The organism is Nocardioides ultimimeridianus, assembly GCF_054777895.1.
On sequence record NZ_BAAHAB010000009.1, the window covers coordinates 136,778 to 156,408 of the forward strand.

The 19,631-nt window shown below is 67.1% G+C and carries 10 protein-coding genes; all 10 read left to right on the forward strand.

Annotation, left to right across the window (positions count from 1 at the left end; genetic code table 11):
* The first annotated feature begins 5 nt into the window (after positions 1 to 5).
* Positions 6 to 1,304, forward strand: coding sequence for a hypothetical protein (locus ACYU8V_RS09265; protein ID WP_460846845.1), 1,299 nt, complete (start codon positions 6 to 8; stop codon positions 1,302 to 1,304).
* Between the two features lies 1 nt (position 1,305).
* Positions 1,306 to 1,821 carry a hypothetical protein gene (locus ACYU8V_RS09270; RefSeq protein WP_460846847.1) on the forward strand — a complete coding sequence of 172 codons (516 nt, stop codon included), beginning with the start codon at positions 1,306 to 1,308 and terminating at the stop codon, positions 1,819 to 1,821.
* A gap of 200 nt (positions 1,822 to 2,021) precedes the next feature.
* Complete coding sequence (locus tag ACYU8V_RS09275; protein ID WP_460846848.1) at positions 2,022 to 2,828, forward strand: hypothetical protein; 807 nt, start codon at positions 2,022 to 2,024, stop codon at positions 2,826 to 2,828.
* On the forward strand, positions 2,825 to 6,175 hold the full coding sequence (locus ACYU8V_RS09280) for a helicase-related protein (protein ID WP_460846849.1): 3,351 nt from the start codon (positions 2,825 to 2,827) through the stop codon (positions 6,173 to 6,175). The genes ACYU8V_RS09275 and ACYU8V_RS09280 overlap by 4 nt, the downstream gene beginning before the upstream one ends.
* Positions 6,172 to 8,961 carry a DEAD/DEAH box helicase gene (locus tag ACYU8V_RS09285; RefSeq protein ID WP_460846851.1) on the forward strand — a complete coding sequence of 930 codons (2,790 nt, stop codon included), beginning with the start codon at positions 6,172 to 6,174 and terminating at the stop codon, positions 8,959 to 8,961. The genes ACYU8V_RS09280 and ACYU8V_RS09285 overlap by 4 nt, the downstream gene beginning before the upstream one ends.
* A 62-nt stretch (positions 8,962 to 9,023) precedes the next feature.
* On the forward strand, positions 9,024 to 11,774 hold the full coding sequence (locus ACYU8V_RS09290) for a hypothetical protein (RefSeq protein ID WP_460846852.1): 2,751 nt from the start codon (positions 9,024 to 9,026) through the stop codon (positions 11,772 to 11,774).
* Complete coding sequence (locus tag ACYU8V_RS09295) at positions 11,771 to 13,267, forward strand: AAA family ATPase (protein WP_460846854.1); 1,497 nt, start codon at positions 11,771 to 11,773, stop codon at positions 13,265 to 13,267. Before ACYU8V_RS09290 ends, ACYU8V_RS09295 begins: the two co-directional genes overlap by 4 nt.
* Before the next feature lie 10 nt (positions 13,268 to 13,277).
* Positions 13,278 to 15,332 carry a site-specific DNA-methyltransferase gene (locus tag ACYU8V_RS09300; RefSeq protein ID WP_460846855.1) on the forward strand — a complete coding sequence of 685 codons (2,055 nt, stop codon included), beginning with the start codon at positions 13,278 to 13,280 and terminating at the stop codon, positions 15,330 to 15,332.
* Complete coding sequence (locus ACYU8V_RS09305) at positions 15,329 to 17,929, forward strand: DEAD/DEAH box helicase (protein WP_460846856.1); 2,601 nt, start codon at positions 15,329 to 15,331, stop codon at positions 17,927 to 17,929. The genes ACYU8V_RS09300 and ACYU8V_RS09305 overlap by 4 nt, the downstream gene beginning before the upstream one ends.
* A complete protein-coding gene (locus ACYU8V_RS09310) occupies positions 17,926 to 19,623 on the forward strand; it encodes a UvrD-helicase domain-containing protein (RefSeq protein ID WP_460846858.1) in 1,698 nt (565 codons plus the stop codon). The genes ACYU8V_RS09305 and ACYU8V_RS09310 overlap by 4 nt, the downstream gene beginning before the upstream one ends.
* Positions 19,624 to 19,631 lie beyond the last annotated feature (8 nt).

A 19,631-nucleotide genomic window follows, 5' to 3' on the forward strand; every position in this document is an offset into this window, starting at 1 on the left:
AATTGATGGGCGTCGCCCCGACCGCTGACTGGTGCGCGGCCGAGCTGAGGGAGCTCGCCAACGACCCGCGCTTCGCGGATCGACGAGACGATCTCGAAGCATTGGCCGCGGACGTTGCTGATCCCGACGGAGACACCTGGGCCGGGGTCGATTTGTTCCAGGCATTCCCGGCCGCCGACACCCCACGCATCACGCACAAGAATCTCGCTGAGATCGTCCTGGGGATGGTCGCCGGTGTCGCCGTGTTCCTTCCGGTGGGCTGGACCTGGTGGTCGTTCAAGGATGCGTCGAGTGCCTACAGGGCGCTGATCGCTGAGAAGGGCGACCCCGAAGGGACGACCTTCCTCTCTCTCTGGACAACGGGTTTCGAAGGGCACCTCAGCTCGATGCACCGCTTGGTGCCCACCGCCATGGTTTCGGTTCTGCTCGTCCTGCTCGCCGTGCTCTCCCTCGTCGCCCACCGAGGTGCTGCGGGATTGAACGTCCGGAAAGAGGAGGACGCACGCCACAAGGCGCGGACACGCCTTCTCGCCGCCATGACCCGCACGTCACTCGTCCTTCACACTCGACGCGCCGACCATCCCCAGCGGATTGAAGGCATCATCAAGTCGTCGTTGGAGTCGCTGAGCCAGGCGCACGAATCCGCAAAGGGCGTTCTCAAGAAGGTTGAGAAATCGTCGGCCGAGGTGGGCCGCGGGCTGGCGGTACTGGTCGAGACCTTGCGCGCGACGACCGATGAGGCGCAAGCCTTGGTCAACTCGACCACGGCCGCCGCAGAGGCGACGACCGCCGCAACCGCCCAGACGCGTGCAACGCTCGAGGCAGGTACTGCGTCGGTTGAGGCCGCGGTCGCCGCCGGTGCCGCGGGAATTGAAGCGGTCGTTGCCCAAGGCGCGGAGGAGCTGAAGCGCGCATCTGCCTCAACGAGTGCGCTGCTGGGCGAGACCATCGACACCGCGATCGGCCGCTTCGAGCAACGGACGGTGGGGGCGGTCGCCGAGGCCGCTGACAACCTGGTCAACACGGTTGGCCACATCAGCAGCAGTGCTGCCGACAGCAGCGCGGCCGCCCGCGACTTCTCTGCCCGAGTGGCAGAGTTCGCGGGTGCGCAGGAAGACGCACAGCGCGACATCCTCGGAGTGATCACGCAGGTCGAGAACGCACTGTCTCGTATCGATCAGACCCTCGGTCGTCACGAGGGCGCACTGCAAGGCCAGGTCACTGAGCTGTCAGCGGCCCGCGATGCTGCCGAACGGATGCTTGTGCGGCTGAGTGCGGCGGCCCAGCCGGCGATTGGGCGCTGACGTGCCTGCTTCCTCGGGCGGACGCGGAAGGCTCTTCAGCGTTGAATCGATCGCTGGCTGGGTCTTCGCAGACCTCCTCCTCGTCCTGTTCCTCGTCGGGCTCGGTTCGGCCGTGGCCTATACCCCGCCGCCTCCTCCCCCGAAACCGCCGAAGGTCGCGCCGATCGTCGGAATGAAGACCGACCCCACCAAGGTCACGATTTCGTTCTCCGACCGCACGATCTCGTCAGGCACCACGTTGACGGACGCCCAGAGCAAGCAGCTCTGCCATGCGGTTCGGAGGAGGATCGGCAGCCTGCACGAGCAGCGCGCAGCACTCGTGCTCGTCTTCGGTGGTGCCAGCGATGTGGTCGCGGGCCAGAACGTCGCTCGGGCTGTAGCCAGTCAACTGGGGTGCTCGGACCCGTCACTGTTCGGCCGAAAGGTCGCCAACCGCGCCTTCTGGGACGGGACCCTTCCCTTGGGCGAAGCGCGCCTCGAGATCTTCTTGTTCACCACTCAAGGTGGAGAGCGGTGAATCGCGTCTGGCGTCGCATCTCGCGCCTGTTCTCCCGACGCGATGTCATCGGTACGCCCTCGGACCTACCGCGATCCACCCGCCCCACCGACCCAGCGCCACTCGACACCGTGCCGAGCGCGCCAACACGACCGACCACCGCGCGAGAGCCCAATACGGCGAACAGGCCGGTGCCGACGCCAACGGAGGTAGCCCGCCGTGTGGCCCCGGGACCCTCAACCCGCCGGGACGAGCAGCCTGCCGCTGCGCTGTCAGCATCCTTACAGGCGCCATCTGCCGCGACGGTTCAGCTGATCGACGAGTCGGGCTCTGACGGTCTGCCCCCGCACATCTGGCTGTCGAGAGGAGGGGACAACAGGACTGCGGTCGGAGGCCAGGAGCGGGAATCTCCGCTCGGCGCAGCCTTTGTCGATGACATCATCACCCGGTTCGGTGTCGCGGCGACCGTCAACGACACGCTCACCGAACCGATCGACCTGAACATTCCGCGAAGAGCACAGAACGCCTCCTTCATTGCCCGGGCGATCGATCCCGAATTCGAAGACGACGGCACAACCCGAACGCTCAGAGCAGTCCTCGACCCATCGGACTCGCATCGCGTGGCCGACACGCTTGACCGTCTTGAGCTTGCCCGCCTCGCCGCGATGGCCCTCGCGGTCTTGCACGATGCGGACGTCGTGACGTCGGGAGTCGATCTCGGCACCTTCGCCGTAGTCCTGCGGCCTCGACCTCGGCTCGTCCTTGTTCAGCCGGACCGACTCCGTCCCTTGGGCGGCGAGCCCTTGGACGGGAGCGTGCCGCTCCGAGGCATCGATGAGGACCGCCGCGACCTGGCCGAGCTCATCGCGTTGGTCCTCTCCCTGGACGCTGCGCCTGAGGACAACCCCGTGCGCCGAGCGCTCTCGACCAGCAGCCTGCAGGAGGCGACGAGGCTGCTCGAACGCAGTCGTTCGGGAAGAGGCGGCTCTCCCACCGCCAAGCAGTGGGCGAAGGCGCTGACCGCATGATGCGTCTCGAGTCGCTCATGCCCGGCGTACGAGTTCAAGGCATCGTGGGCGAACCGGTCGAAGTGCTCCGAACACAGTGGGAGTACGACAACCTGGTCGTGACCTACCGCCTGCCCGGGGGCCAGACGGACGAAGCGATCCTGACCGAGGACGATGTCGAAAGCCTCACACCATTCGTCAGCGGCGACGCGCACGGACAGGCGGATGTCGACGGGTGGAAGATCGCCGTGGAAGCGCTCCGCCTTCAGCACGCAGCGTTGATCGATCCGATGTTGGCCGTGTCGTCCTCGTCGCTGCAACCACTTCCACACCAGATCAAGGCGGTGTACGGCGAATTCCTTCCGCGGACGCCGCTCAGGTATCTGCTCGCCGACGACCCTGGTGCGGGCAAGACGATCATGTGCGGGCTGTACGTCAAGGAAATGCTGCTGCGTCGTGAGCTCAGCCGCTGTCTCATCGTCGTGCCGGGCGGGTTGTCGGAGCAGTGGAGCCAGGAGCTCTGGGACAAGTTCGGACTGAACTTCACCGTGTTGACCCGCGAGCTGATCTCCACGACCGTCACTGAGTCGGTCTTCAACGATCATCCGCTGTTGATCGCGCGGATGGACATGCTGTCGCGGGACGAGGAGCTCCAGTCACTCCTGGAGGAGTCAGATTGGGACTTGGTTGTCGTCGACGAAGCACACCGGATGAGCGCGCAAGGTACGACATCGGAGAGCAAGAAGACGAAGCGTTACGAGCTGGGCGAGGTCCTGGCGGGCTCGACGCGGAACTTCCTGTTGATGACCGCTACGCCTCACTCCGGCGACCCCGAGCGGTTCCAGGCGTTCCTCGCGCTCCTCGACAGCGACCGATTCGGGAGCCATCGCGTCCAGGAGACTGCACGTCCGGGGACCGACCTGATGCGGCGCCTGCTCAAGGAGGAGCTGCTCACCATGGACGGTCGGCGACTCTTCCCTGAACGCAAGGCGCAAACGGTTCCGTACCCGTTGGGCCCCGACGAGCGCAGGCTCTACGACGCGGTGACGGCCTACGTCCGGGACGAGATGAACCGCGCGGAGGAGCTCCGATCGGGCCAGCGCAGGACCGTCACGTTCGCCTTGATGGTCCTCCAGCGCCGCCTCGCTTCCAGCCCGGAGGCGATCCTGCGCAGCCTCGAGCGACGGCGAGCGCGGCTTCTCGACAAGCGTCCCGACTTCGTCGCCGGGACCAACGATCCCGACACCCTCTCGATCATTCGCGACGAGGATGAGCGATCACTTGCCGACATCGAGCAACAGGAACACGAGCCGTTCGTGGACGGGGCGACGGCGGCTCAAAGCCTTGCTCAGCTCGATGTCGAGATCGCCATGCTCGGCGACCTGATCGTGCTCGCGCAGCAGGTGCGCGCTGCGGGCACCGATGCCAAGTGGAACGAGCTCGAGACGCTGATCCTCCAACCGTCGTACGGAACCAGCGGGCAGCGCCAGAAGCTCATCGTGTTCACTGAGTTCCGCGACACCCTGCAGTACCTCCGTGACCGCCTCGAGGCGCTCGCGGGTTGGGACCAGAACGTCGTCGAGATCCACGGCGGGCTCCCGCGCGATGCGCGGCTGAACGTCCAGAGAACGTTCGCCACGGATCCGTCCACGACGGTCCTGCTCGCCACAGATGCCGCCGGCGAGGGACTCAACCTCCAAGTTGCGAACCTGATGGTCAACTACGACCTCCCATGGAATCCGAACAGGCTCGAGCAACGGTTCGGGCGGATCCACCGGATCGGCCAGACGGAGGTCTGCTACCTCTGGAACCTCGTCGCCACCGACACCCTCGAGGGCGACGTCTACCAGCGGCTCCTCGTCAAGATGGCAGAGCAAGAGAAGTCGTTGCAGGGCAAGGTCTTCGACGTGCTCGGGGACGCGTTCGCGGCCAACACTCCTTTGAAGGAGCTCCTCACCCGTGCAGTCCGCTACGGCCAGGACCCGAAGGTCCGCGCTCAGCTGACCACCGTCATTGACGCCACGATCAACAACGACGTACCAGACCTGGTTCGAGAGCGCGCCAGGTACACCGACGTCCTGCAGCAGGTCGATCTCGAGCAGGCGCGAGACCGTGCCGAGAACGGCGCGGCGGTAGCGATCCAGCCCCACTACTCGGGCCCGTGGCTCCGTGCCGCGTTGCCGACCGTTGGCGGCGCCCTGCGGTCGCGGCCCGGCGGACGGGTCGACGTGACTCTGGTGCCCTCTGCAGTCAAGGAAGGCGCCGCAAAGGTCGATGGCAGCTCCATTCGCTCGGTGTACAACGACGTATCTCTCGACCGCCGAGGAGCGAACGGATCAGCGGCGGGTGAGACGATCGGCCCCGGCCACCCCCTGTTCGAAGGTTTGATCGTCGCGGCCGTTGACCACCATTCCCCCACGTTGAGGGAGGTCGCCGTGCTGGTCGATCCGGCTTGCGACGCCCCCCATGGTCGGACTTTCGTGGCGGCGAGCCACGAGATCGTCGACGGTTCAGCGGCGGCGACGCCCCTGTCGCGACGATTCGAATTCGTCGAGATCGACGAGCAAGGGGCGAGCCCCGCGGGACCCGCCTACCTGAACTACCGCGCTCCGTTGGGTGGCGAGATCGATGCTGTTTCCCGAAGCATCGAAGCCGTGGGTGGTCTCGAAGCAGTGCGAGCCCGTGCCGAGGAATGGATGAACCGCACGCTGGTGACCGAACACCGCCTGGAGGTCGACGCGTCCCACAGCCGCACCATGACGCGGATGCGTGAGGAGGTCACCTCATCGCTCAAGCAGGAGGCCCGGTATTGGGATGGCATCGCCCAAGCTGGTGGCAGGGGCTCAGTCAGTGGCCCGACGGCGCGCCGTCGGGCCAACAACGCGCGTGAGCGACTCGCCGCTCGCGAAGCTGCCTTCCCCGGAGAGGAACGGGTTGTGACGCGCCGCCCTCGCCTCCATGCCGTCGCGCTCGTCCTCCCGGCCGGGCTGCTACCCACATCTGCCCCCACGTCGGCCAACCCAACGTTCACGCCTCACGTGGCCACCGCCACGCTGCTCGACCGGTACGGGGTCACGCTGGCCGGCGAAGGCACCGGCCGACTGCTCACCGTCGTCAATCAGGACGGCGGCCGCGAGCGCTGGTTGCGCGCCGACGAGCCAGCAGACGAGGACGTTGTCATCAGTCGCACCGACGTCATCGCAGGATTGAACATCGGTACGGAGTTCAAGCTGTTGCTGGTGTCGGCTGACGGGACAGCGAGAGTCGTCCTGCGCCCGTTCGACAGAATCCGGATCGACACCCTCTCCGATCACGCATTCGACCTTCCCTGGCGCACGCTCTGGCGAGCGGGGGTGGAGCCGTCGTGAGCGTCCTGGCCGACCTGCGATCACGCGCAACGTATCGGGACGCTTCCACCACCGAGCTCACCGACGTCGCGGCCGCACTCGCGGCGTGGGCAGAGCAACAGATTCTTGCGCTCGAGTCTCTGGGAGCAGCTCTGGAAGCTGCGCGTGGTCGTGTTCGCGCGCATCTTCCGCTGCCGGCGATCGCCGAGGCACCCGAGGCGGAGGGGCTGCTGACAGGCACGTACGCGTTCACGCTGCACGCCGACAGCGACACCTATATCGACGCAAGCGCACTCGGCGAGCTGGCCCATGCCACCTTGCCGATCAAGTCGATCGACAAGGTGCTTCTCGCCGAGCTCCGGGCGCTCGTCGGCGATCTCCACAACCCCGTGGATCGCCGCGGACGGCCCCGCACGGAGGCCGTTCAGGCCGTCAATGACGGCCTTCTTCTGCAGCAGTGGTTCCGCCGCAGCGGTACCGAACTGAACATCAATGACGCGCTCGCCGTACTGGCATCTCCGGCTGGGACACCTGTGTGGATCTGTGCTGGGATTGCATCTGCCCACGCCCTACCACTACCGCCACGCGGTGAGGCTGCCATCAGCAGCGCTGACCTTGCGATGCTCGGTCAGGTCGTCGCAGCTGCATCAGCCCTGGAGGCCACGCGCCAAGGCTGGGTCGATGAAGTCACCCGTACCTATGAAGAGCTGGCGCTCCGACAGGTCGAAAGTCATCTCGCCGGACTGGATCTTGAGCTTCTGCCACAGGCGGCGGGCGCCTCGATCCGGCTGGCGCCCCTGCGCGACGTCGGACTGAACAGCGTCTTGGACGTGTGGCGGGCTCGCAACCAGCTCGACGGGCTTCCGGGCCTGGGAGCCGATTCGATTCGACGGATCCACCTGGGTGCGTCGAACCTTCGCCGCGCCGTCATCGAAGACCAGGGCCGACGGATGGCTCGATTCAACCTCGACCCCTCTGACCACGTCGTGGTCCGGCTGCTCTCGGCGCTGATCAAGCTGCACGACTTCGATGAGCAGCTTCGTTCGGCCGATGCCGCCATCAACGATCTGCTCACACTCTTCGCGCCGTGGCGGGACCAGTTCCCGACCGAGCGCGCCTTCCTCCTCCACGCGTCGAGTCCACGACGCGGCGACGATGTGGCCCAGCTGATCGGACGCGTGGCAGAAGAGACGCGCGAATCCGGGCTCGCTCAGCTGCTGTCCGTCGGTGCGCGACCTGCCGAACCCCACGATCTCTGGGACACGTTCCGTGAGCGGTCCGTGGAGCTCTACGGATTACTCGGACAGATCATTGGGATCGAGCCTGACCTCGACGCCGTCCAGGGGCACCTCTCCGCAGCGATCGCCGAGCAGGTCAACGCACAACCACTTCGGCTCGACCTGATGCACACCACACTTCGTGGCTACCAGGCGTTCGGGGCGCGATTCGCCCTCGTCCAACGGAAGGTGATCCTCGGCGACGAGATGGGGCTTGGGAAGACCGTGCAAGCGCTTGCCGCGATGGCCCACCTCGCAGACGGCGGCGCCACGCACTTCCTCGTCGTCTGCCCGGCCGGAGTGCTGGTGAACTGGCTGCGCGAGACCCGTCGGCACACTACTTTGCAGGCACATCGCCTGCACGGTCCGGAACGTGCCCGGCAGCTCCGTCAGTGGCACGCTCATGGTGGCGTCGCCATCACCACGTACGACACCCTCTCCCGCCTGCCGCTCGGTGATATCGACGTGGCAATGCTCGTTGCCGACGAGGCACACCTGCTCAAGAACCCACAAACAGTGCGTTCACAGACGGTCCGCGGGCTCGTCGACCGGGCCGAACGAGCACTCTTCATGACCGGCACCCCGATCGAGAACGTCGTGCACGAGTTCCGCAACCTCACTGAGTATCTGCGATCCGACGTCGCCGAGGAGCTCGACACCGCGGCAGCCCTCGTCGGAGCTTCGTCGTTCAGGGAGATGGTGTCACCGGTCTATCTCCGACGGGTCGCCGACGACGTGCTGCAGGAGCTTCCCGAGCTGCAGACCGACGAACGATGGGTCGAGCTCACCCCCGTCGAGGACGCCGCCTACCTCGATGCCCTAGACGACCACGACTTCCATGGCCTACGGCGAGTCGCGTATCTCGCTGACCGCTACGAGTCGTCCAAGGTAGGACAGGTTCGGATGCTGGTGGACGAGGCCCTCTCCAACGGACGCAAGGTCCTGGTCTTCTCCTTCTACCTGGCAGTGCTCGAGCGTCTCGCGGCGGAGTTGGGAAGCGACTGCCTCGGGACCATCAGCGGTTCTATCAGCCCAGAGGCACGCCAGGGGCTCGCCGAGCGGCTGACGGCGGCTACAGAGCCGAAGGTCCTCCTCAGTCAGATCCTCGCTGGCGGAGTCGGCATGAACCTGCAGGCAGCCTCCGTCGTGATCCTCTGCGAACCGCAGGTGAAACCGTCGCTGGAGGATCAGGCGATCAAGCGAGCACACCGCATGGGTCAGATCGACATGGTGACCGTCCACCGCATCCTCACCCCGGACAGCGTCGACGAGCGGCTCCTCGAGATACTCGCCAACAAGCGGCGAATCATCGACGAGTACGTCCAGACGAGCGCCGTTGCCGAGGTCGCACCTGAGGCGAAGGACGTCAGCGACGCAGATGTCGCCAAGCAGGTCCTCAGCGCCGAGAGAGAGCGACGCCACAAGGAGATCACGACCCGCCGCGCTGCGGCGAAACGTGAGCTCAAGGTCGAGGTGTGCCCATCGTGTGACCGACCGATCGATGATCGCGGGCACTGTGGTTGCTCGTGAACGGGCCATCAACCTCAAGGAACTTCAAGAATCATTCGGACGGATTTAATAAGGTCTTCAACGTGGGTGGTTCGGGCCAGACGAAGTCGTTGGGTGGAGGGTCCAGCGCGGTCGCCGCGTCGGCCCACGCGAACTGTGCGCGGTTCCGCGGCACGGACCCGCTGATCACCCGTCGCACCCGCCGTGCCCTCGCGAAGGATCTCGGCTTCCCCGACAGCGGAGGCAAGATTCCCGAGGCGCGATGGATGCGGGCGATGACATTCGAGCGCCTCGTCAAGGACAAGGCATTCGCAAGCCGGGTCGCTACGACCGCGGTGGGCGCCGTGAAGCTCGCACGACCTACCGAGGTCGTCATCGCCGAGGCACGGGAGAACGTGGAGCGCACCGCCGAGCATCTGCAGAAGGCGCATGAACGCGCGGTTGCGAAGGGCGCAGCGACCCTGGTCTACGGGCTTGCCATCCCGTTCGTGGGCTATGAGGACGAGCGTGCCACCGACGTGAAGCCGGACTTCGCCGTGGTCGCCCCCACGCTCGACCAGCAGGGCTCCTGGCTGATCATGGGCGACGCGAAGGACTACGAGCGAGTGCGCTCCCGGATCGACGACAAGCGTCTCCTGAAGGGGTTCCTCCAGGTCGCGGTCGGCGCGGAGTCCGCGCGGGCCTGGTCGCTGCTGCCGACCGGCATGACGGTGCATCGGTACGGCGTGCTGGCAGTCCCCCGCAACTCCTTCCTGCAGCCGGAGGCCCTCGTCGAGGACCTGACCGACCACCGTGGCGAGGTGGCGATGCGCATCGCCGAGCGCCGTGCCGAAGCCGCGAACGCCAGCTACAACGACGACGAGCCGATCGCCGACTTCGTCACCCACCTCGAGGCGACCTTCGACCCCGCGGCCTGCGGATCATGCACGTTGTTCGGTTATTGCCGCGACAGGCTGCGCCACTCGGCGAACCCCGAAGACCTGCTCATCGAGATCGGCGTCGGCCCGGACCAGCGCCAGCACGTCGCTCCCCTGCTCCACGGGCGCGAGGCCAGCCTGGCTGTGGGAGCCACGCTGCGAGCCAACGTCATCGCGACACGTGACGGCGTCGCGCAACGGACCGACCAGCTTCGGGTTGACCCACTCGGCCAACCCGGGACGATCAACGTCGCCCTGATCAAGTCCGACGCCGCGTCTCTCGGTGTCCACGGGATGTCGGTACAGCGCGTCAGCGCCGACGGCCCGGGCCCGTGGGAGAGCTACGTCTTCAACGACCCGCAGTCCCCGAAGACCCGGTCGGACGTGATGAAGGTGCTCGGCAAGGCCATCAACGCGGCGATCGCCGACCGACGCAAGGCCGACGCTGACGACCCCGACCCGATCCACCTCGTCGTTCCTGACAAGGCGACGGGCGACCTGCTCACCTCCATCGCCGACAACATGGCCGGCCTCGAGCTGAACCGTCTCCGCTGGGAGCGCGACCAGGACATGGGGCGACCCCAGCTCACCTACAACGGCGATCCCGCGATCGTCCCGATGAAGCTCAGCGAGCACGAGCGCACGGCGATCTCGTTCCTGCTCGAGGAAGATCGTGCCCGCGCGTTCACGCTGCGCTGGCCCGTGCTGACCGCACAGGCGATCCTCGCTCGTCACCTCGTCGCCGGCGGGCCCCGGTACAACGCGCTCCGTCTCGACTACCTCGTCGCCTGGGCCCAGCCGGGCAACCCGGTCGATCACCGTGCCCTCACCGACGAGATCGAGGACCTCGATCACACCCCGGGTGCTCGCCTCACGAGCCGGATGTCGGACGGGATCCACCGCGCTCTCACCGGCACCGTTCCTCGGAAGCCGGACGAGCGCACTGGTCCGGCCGATCCCGACCGCTACCACGAGCTGGTCCTCGACGAGCTCCGCTACAAGACCGACGTCCTCGACGCAACGCTCGCGATCCTGGACAGCATGCCTGTGAGCCACCTGCGTCCGGTCCACCGGGCGCTCGAGGCCAGCTCCCAAGCCGTCTGGCGGCGCCGCCTCAGCCTGCGGGCGTCGGACCTCGTCCGTTTCGGCCGCACCTATCGCCACTGGCGCAACGCGCTCGTCCCGGTGATCCAGGACGACGACAAGTGCCGGAGCCAGCTGCTGGCGCTGGCGAACCCGGTGGCAGCCCATGACATGGCCGCCGACGCGGGCAACCGCTTCGTCGCGTTCGCGACCGTCCTGTCCGCCGATCCGATCGTCCTCGACGTCGAGTCGCGCCGCATCGCCGGGGACACCCGGCTGGTCCTCCTGCACACCGACACCGTTGCGATCGAGGACCCGAACGTGGCGCTCAAGGTCAATGCGGGCAGCTTCGGCTTCACCGGGCTCAGCATCGGCCCGGTCACCCGTGCCGGCCTTCCGGACGACGCGCCGGCACAGCGGTGGATCTGGCAGCCGAAGGTGCAGCCTGTCCTGAAGGTCGGAGAACGGATCATCGTCGGCCGGTTCGACTGGTTCAGCGACAACAAGCGGAACACCTCGCTCAACGTTCCCCGGCCGTCCGTCGACGCCCAGAACGGCCCCAAGCCGACCTGCGCCTACGACTCCTACGAGCACGACCCGGTCGCGCATCAGTGGTGCTGCAAGCCGCACCCCGTGATCGAGGCGGAGTACTCCGACAACGATGCCACCAAGAGAGCGGCCGGACAGCTGAACCCGGAGGTGTGGCCTCCGGTCCGCGACGACGACGGGTTCGAGGTGGAGGCGAAGGGGCTCCCCCAAGGTGATCCGTACGCCGAGCCCGCGCAGCCCGTGCCCGACGACGTGACTCTCGACGACCTGGATGTGACCGAATGACCGTGGACTTCGCTGCCCCGGCCGAGCTGGTCATCGGCGAGAAGCACCACGTCGCCGCAGCCGTCGGCAACAAGGAGGCCGCGGACGCGGCGACGGCAACCCTTCTCGAAGCGGTCGCCGGCACGGCACCCGTCGACAGGGTGCTGCTGAAGGCGGCGGCCGGCGCCGGCAAGTCGTACGCCCTCAGCAACATGGTCACCGAGGCCGTCACCGCGGGCGGTGCCCACCGAGTCGCGATCGTCGCGTTCACCCGCAAGCAGACCCACCCCCTCGCGACCTCGCTGGCTGGCAAGCTGGGCAAGGACGACGTGTGCCTGTTCGTGGCCAAGGACTCGAAGAAGGACCTTCCCGACAGCCTCCTGGACGCCGTCACGGTCGTGGAGAGCGCTCCGGAGATCCCGAAGCACGCGAAGGTCGTGATCGCAACCTGCTCCAAGCTCGGCGCGATCGGCGAGCTGCGGCGCCAGATCGACAACCTCGGCACCGCCAAGAACGGCAAGGCGCCGTACGACGTGTTGTTCGTCGACGAAGCCTGGCAGATCCCCCACCACCTGTTCGACAAGATCACCGGCCTGGCGCCGGTCTGGGTGGGCGTCGGCGACGTCGGGCAGCTGCCTCCCCTGGAGGTCGGCCAGAACCCGTGGCGTGGCGACGCACGCTACAACCCCTACCGCGCCTGGCCCACCGAGTATGACGACGACGCGCGCACCTGGGCCCGCGAGCTCCCCGCGGTCTGGCGACCGGCGGCGGGCCACCTGGGCCTCTGGCGGGCGTTCTACCCCGAGTGGACCGAGCTCAACTGCGTTGCCGCGGATGGCGATCGGTGGCTCGAGCTCGGCGACGGGCTCTCGCCCGCGGCCCGCACGATCTGGGAGCAGGTCGGCACGGGTGTCCCCACGCTGCTGGAGGTCGACGGGCTCCCCGACGCAGAGGCGGCCGACGTCGACCTGCCCCTGATGAACTTCGTCGAAGACCTCCTCGACGAGCTGTTCAGCGCGGGCTTCAGGCTCGCCGAGCGCGTGCTCGGCGACGGCGACCCGACCGGCGCGACGATCCACCGGGGCCCCGGAGACACCACCGGCGATCCGCTCGTCGCCGTCCTGGCAACCCGGAACCAGGCGGTTGACGACGCCGCCGAGGCCGTGACGCGGCTGGCGAAGGCGCACGACCTCACCGACCACGACCTGCTGAGCTCGACGGTCGACTCCTATCAGGGACAGACCAACGGCATCACCGTGGCGATCCACCCGCTCACCGGAGCCACCGAGCTGGACGAGTTCAACTCGGCGTTCGGACGGCTCGCCGTCACCTGCACCCGCGCGACGCACGGCCTGCTGATGTTGAGCCGTCCCGGACTCGACACTCTGCTCGCCGAGGCGCCGGCCCGCCCGGGCACGCCGTTCGGCGAGCCGGGCAACCGGCAGCTGCCGCGGCAGACCCACCTGCGCATCCTCGCCACGTTCGCGCGTGGCAGCATCACCGTCACCCCCTGACAGGAGCCCCGTGTCCCGGATCAACGACCTCCTCCGCCAGCTCGAGACGACGAATCCCGCGCTCGCGAAGGACCTCCGCAAGGAGTACGACGCCCTTGCCGACCGCCGTGCGTTCGGCCTGAACTTCGAGCGGCACGTCCCCGAGGCCGTCGAACTCCCCGGCCGCAAGGTCCGCCGCGGCGACAAGGTGCATATCCTGCCCGAACGCGGCACCAACCCGACCAAGGCCAACGACGAGCTCTGGTACGTCGCCGCCATCGACCGTGCCGCCGACACCGCCGCCCTCGAGCGCGTTGCGGCCGATCGGTCGTCGAGTAACCGCGAGGAACGAGCGGCGTATCGAGACGCCCCACTTGAGGACCTTGTCGTGGTCGCCGAGTTCCGCGACCCGATCTACCCCGGCCTCGTCTCCACCGGCCGGATCGAGAACGGTGACGACAAGCCGTTCCACACCGTCATCAACGCCGAGAACTACCACGCGCTGCAGACCCTGCTCTTCACCCACCGCGGCCAGGTCGACTGCATCTACATCGACCCGCCCTACAACACCGGCAACGACGGCTGGATCTACAACGACCACTACGTCGCCGGCGACGACCTCTACAAGCACTCCAAGTGGCTGGCGTTCATGGAGCGGCGGCTGCTGCTCGCCAAGGAGCTGCTCAAGCCCACCGGTGTGATCATCGTGGCGATCGGAGACGAGGAGCACCACCGGCTACGGATGTTGATGGACCAGATCTTCGAGCCGCAGAATTTTATCAGTGACGTCGTGTGGCAGGGCGGTCGCAAGAACGATTCTCGTTATGTTTCCAATGGCGCGGACTACATGCTGATTTACGTCAAGGACGAGACGGCACTCGCAGCACGCGGCACAAAGTGGCGTGAGGAGCGTCCAGGCTCGGAGGCAGTAATCGCTGCCGGTCAAGCGTGTTGGGAGCAAAGCGGCCACGATGCAACAAAGGCGACCGTGGCACTTCGCAAATGGTTCTCCAGTCTGCCGAAGGACCATTCTGCGAAGAAGGACGGCAACTACAACTACAACCGTATTGACTCTCAAGGCCGCGTCTTCTACGGCTGCAGCATGCACAGCCCGTCGCCCCGGCCAAACCTTCAATACGACCTCATCCATCCGGTGACAGGGGAAGTCACCGGACGCGACCCGAATGGATGGGCGTATTCGAGAGAGCGGATGGACGCACTGATCGCGGACGATCGGGTCTGGTTTGACGAGGACAATACCCATCTCCCGAGGTTGAAAAAGTTCATTGTCGAACAGGATTCACAGGTCGCGATGTCGATCTTCGAAAAGGACCGTCGGGCGTCCTCGCGGCACTTGGCAAGGGTGTTTGGCGACAAACGATTCCCGTTTCCGAAGGACCATGAGGTTCTAGGCCGCTGGTTCTCCCTCGTCGGCGCAAGAGACGCAGTGGTCGTCGACTTCTTTGGCGGCTCTGGCACAACAGCCGAAGCCGTGATGCGTCTCAACGCCGAGGACGGCGGCACCCGCCGCTGCATCCTCGTGACCAACAACGAGGTCGCGGCGGCCGACGCCAAGAAGCTCCGCAAGGAGGGCTACCGCCCGGGTGACTCGGAGTGGGAGGCGAAGGGCGTCTACGAGTACGTGGCCAAGCCTCGGATCGAGACGGTCACCACCGGGGCCAGGCCGGACGGGTCGACGTACTCCGACGGGCTGGAGCAGAACGTCGAGTTCTTCACCCTGACATACGAGGCACCGCTGCGGGTGTCGAGCAACCGGGAGTTCGCGAAGGTCGCTCCCCTGCTCTGGATGCGGGCCGGGAGCCAGGGTCGGCGCATCGACACCCTCGCCGACGGGTGGGACGTGGCCGACACCTACGGCGTGATCGAGGACCTCGACCAGTCCGAGAGGTTCCTCAAGGCAGTGGCTGAAGCCGGTGACGACTTGCGGATGGCGTTCGTGGTCACCGACGAGGACCGACTGTTTCAGACCATCTGCCGCGAGCTGCCCGAGCACGTCGAGCCGGTGCGACTGTACGAGGCCTACCTGCGGAACTTCGAGATCGAGAGCGGACGGGGCGCGCTGTGAAGTTCACCCTCAAGGACTACCAGGAGGACGCCGTCGGCGACCTGCTCGAGCAGCTCGAGCGGGCCCAGGTCGAATGGCACCGCGAAGGCACGATCTCGTCCACGGCGCTGACCGCGACGACGGGTGCCGGCAAGACCGTGATGGCCGCGGCCGTGATCGAGGCCCTGTTCTGGGGCAACGAGCAGTTCGGCTACGAGCCCGACCCCGACCACAACGCGGTCGTGCTGTGGTTCTCCGACGACCCCTCGCTTAACCTGCAGACCCGGGACCGACTCCTGGAGGCCTCCGAGAAGTTCACCTCGGCCGACCTGGTGGTGATCGAGCCGCCGTTCGCGAAGGCCAAGCTCGAGCCGGGCAAGGTCTACCTGCTGAACACCCAACGGCTCGGCAAGAACTCCCTTCTCACCCGAGGCCATGTCGCCGACCCCGACGAGGAGCAGCTCGTCGGCATGGAGGCGACTCCCGACATGCAGGGGTGGACGATCTGGGAGACGATCGCCAACACGATCGCCGACGACGACCTCACCCTCTACCTCGTCCTCGACGAGGCCCACCGCGGCTTCAACAAGGCCAAGGGAGCCGGGGAGAAGCCGACCCTGGTCAAGCGCCTCGTCAACGGCCACGCCGGCTACCCGCCGGTGCCGATCGTCCTCGGGATCTCGGCCACGATCGAGCGGTACAAGGACGCGATGAAGGCCGCCAGCGACACCCGCCGCCAGCTGCCGTCGGTCAACGTCGACCCCGGCCGCGTGCAGGAATCGGGCCTCGTCAAGGACACGATCGCGCTCAACATCCCCGACGAGGCCGGACAGTTCGACCTCACCCTCGTCGAGCTCGGGGCCGAGCGCCTGAAGCAGTCGCGCGAGCGGTGGGCGACGTACGCCCGCAAGCAGAACGACGTCGAGGTCGTCCAGCCGCTTCTGATCCTGCAGACCCCGAACACTCCCGATCCCGACGAGATCGGGCACGCGCTCGACGCGATCGCGAAGGTGCTGCCGGACGTCACCGAGCGCAACGTGCGCCACGTCTTCGGCGACCACACGCTGCAGAAGTTCGGGGCCTGGGAGGTCGACTGGATCGAGCCGCAGCGGGTCGAGGAAGACAAGCGAGTCACGATCCTGGTCGCCAAGGACGCGATCTCCACCGGGTGGGACTGCCCGCGCGCCGAGGTGATGGTGTCCTTCCGGCCCGCCAAGGACAACACCCACATCACCCAGCTACTCGGCCGGATGGTCCGATCGCCGCTCGCCCGCCGGGTGCCCGGAGACGAGCGGCTCAACGCCGTCGACTGCATCCTGCCCAACTTCGACCGCACCACCGCGGGCAACGTGGTCAAGTTTCTCACCGGGCAGATCGACGAGATGCCCGGCAAGCGCGTCGGCCCGAAGGTCCTCGTCGACGGCAAGGAGCTGTTGCCGAACCCCCAGGTCTCCGAGGCGGTGTGGGACCTCTGGGACCGGCTGCCGACGCAGACGATGCCGCAGAAGGGTGCTCGGCCGGTCAAGCGGCTCGTCGCCCTGGCGCAGGCACTGGCCGCGGACGGCGTACGGCCCGGGGCGCTCAAGCAGGTCGAAGCCGAGATCTGCTCCCTGCTCGACACCTACGCCGGCCAGTACGCCGGTGCGCTCGACCAGGCCGTCCAGGAGATCTGGGACGTCCACGTGCAGGAGATCCTGGGCAAGGTCGGCGGCACGAAGCTGAGCTACCAGCAGTTCGTCGTCCGTGCCGACGACCGGGCGATCCGCACCGGCTTCCGCTTCGCGAAGGCCGCGTTCGGGGCCGACGTCGCGATGGCCTACGTCGACCACCTCGCCCCTGACGACGACGATGACGACTTCCTGCGCGACGCGTTCGTGAAGACGTCCGCGCTCGCGGCGATGCCGGAGGTGCGGCACAAGGTCGACCTCGAGGCCAACCGGATCGTCGACGCCTGGTACGCCGAGCACGGTCCCGCCATCGCCACGCTGAGCGACGAGCGGCAGCAGGAGTACGACCTGATCCGGGCACTCGCCGTCGACCCCCAGGTCGTCAGCCTGAAGCGACCGCGGTCCCGGATGGAGGACTACTCCTTCGTCGACGAGGCCGGCAAGATCACACCCTCGCCGCTGGTCGCCGGGCACCTGATGTCCGACGCCTCGGGGATGTTCCCGGTCGGCAACCTCAACCCGTGGGAGCGGAAGGTCGTCGAGGTCGAGATGGCCCGCCCCGGCGCCCTCGCGTGGTACCGCAACCCGCCCCGGGCCGCGACGGACTCCCTGACCATCGCCTACCGCGACGTCTCGGGCAACTGGCGCTCGATGCACCCCGACTTCGTCTTCTTCCACGAGTTCGACGGCAAGGTCGCGGCCTCGATCGTGGACCCGCACGGGCACCACCTCGACGACGCGGCCCTTAAGCTGCGGGCGCTCGCGAGCTTCGCCGAGGCCTGCGGCGACGGGTTCCACCGCATCGAGGCCGTCAGCGTCCTCAACGGGAAGTACCTGTTCATCGATGCCCAGGACGAGACCTCTAGGGCAGACATGCTGCGTGGCGACGTACCTGCGCAGGAGCTGTTCGAGTCCGATATCGCCATCGCTTACGTTGGCCCGCGGTTGTGACGCCGACCGACGAGCAGGCAGCGGCCCGCGATGTCTTCGCCGAGGGCAAGAGCTTCGTGCTCCAGGCAGGAGCGGGCACCGGCAAGACGTCCACGCTGAAGCTCCTTGCCGAGACCGCGCCCGAGCGCAAGGGCCTCTACCTCGCGTTCAACGCCGCGATCGCCGCCGAGGCGAGACAGAAGTTCCCGAACAACATCACCGTCAAGACCGTCCACGCGCTCGCGATGCAAGGCACGAACTTCGCCTTCCAGCCACGGCTCAAGTCGCCTCGGGTCCCGCTCCACATCGCCGCCAACCGACTCGGCGTCTTCGGCGACGTCATGATCGGCCCCGGCCGCCGCATGCGGCCGACCACCCAAGCCGCGCTCGCGATGTCCACCGTCCGACGGTTCTGCAACAGCGCCGACGACAAGCTGAAACGGCGACACGTCCCGCACTCCCCCGGTCTGAACCCGGCGCAGCACAAGCTCGTCCAGCACCGGATCCTTCCGCTCGCCCGCAAGATGTGGGACGACGTCAGCAGCCCGATCGGCGGAAACTTCCGGTTCGAGCATGACCACTACCTCAAGGTCTGGGCGCTGACCCATCCGATCTGGCCCGCCGACTTCGTGCTGTACGACGAGGCCCAGGACTCCAACCCGGTCGTCTCCTCGATGGTGGCCGACCAGCTCGGCGCCGGAAAGCAGCTGGTCGCGGTCGGCGACTCGGCGCAGGGCATCTACGGATGGCGCGGCGCGGTCAACGCGATGGACTCCTTCGACGTGTCCATCACGTTGCCGCTGACCCAGTCGTTCCGATTCGGGCAGGCGATCGCCGACGAGGCCAACCTGTGGCTGGAGCTGCTCGGCCTGCCGATGCGCTTGACCGGGAGGCCCGACCTCGCGTCGGTCGTCGTACCCACCGTGGAGGTGCCGGACGCCGTCCTGTGCCGAACCAATGGAGCAGCGATCGGCGAGCTCTTCGCTGCGCTCGACGAGAACGTGAAGGTGGGCCTTGTCGGAGGCGGACAGGACCTCCTGGCGGTGGCGAAAGCCGCCATCGACCTCAAGGAGGGGCGTCCCACCAACCATGAGGAGTTCGCCCTCTTCAGCTCGTGGCTCGACGTCAAGGAGTACGCCGACAGCGGCGACGATCCTCACTTGAGCACACTGGTCAAGGTCATCGAGGCACATGGCGCCCCGGCGATCATCGGTGCGATCGAAGCAGCCGCGCACGAGCAGCACGCCGACCGCACACTTTCCACACTCCACAAGGCGAAGGGGCGGGAGTGGGGCCAAGTTCGGCTCGCATCGGACTTCGCCGAGCCCCGCAAAGACGAGAACGGCAAGCTCGCGCTTCCCTCCCGCGAGGAGCGCATGGTCTCCTACGTCGCCGTCACCCGGGCTCAGGACGTGCTGGGGATCGGCAACCTGGGCTGGGCTCGCGAGTGGCTGGACCGCCCGCCCGCTGAGGGCGCCGACCTCAGGTCCTTTGACGCCGTTGGGGATCCTCAGGCTACGCCAGCGGCGGGCTCGACGACCTGGACCCGGAAGCTGGACCAGGCGTTGAGGAGCCAGTACGCCGCCGGCACGTCCCTCCCGCTGCTGGCAACGACCTTCGGTTGCAGTCCCGACGAGGTCCTAGCCCGGCTGGCCTTCCTTGGCGGCCCGAACGACGGAACCGACGGGGACCCGACGCCGGCAGCCGTGCACTGAGCCGCTCG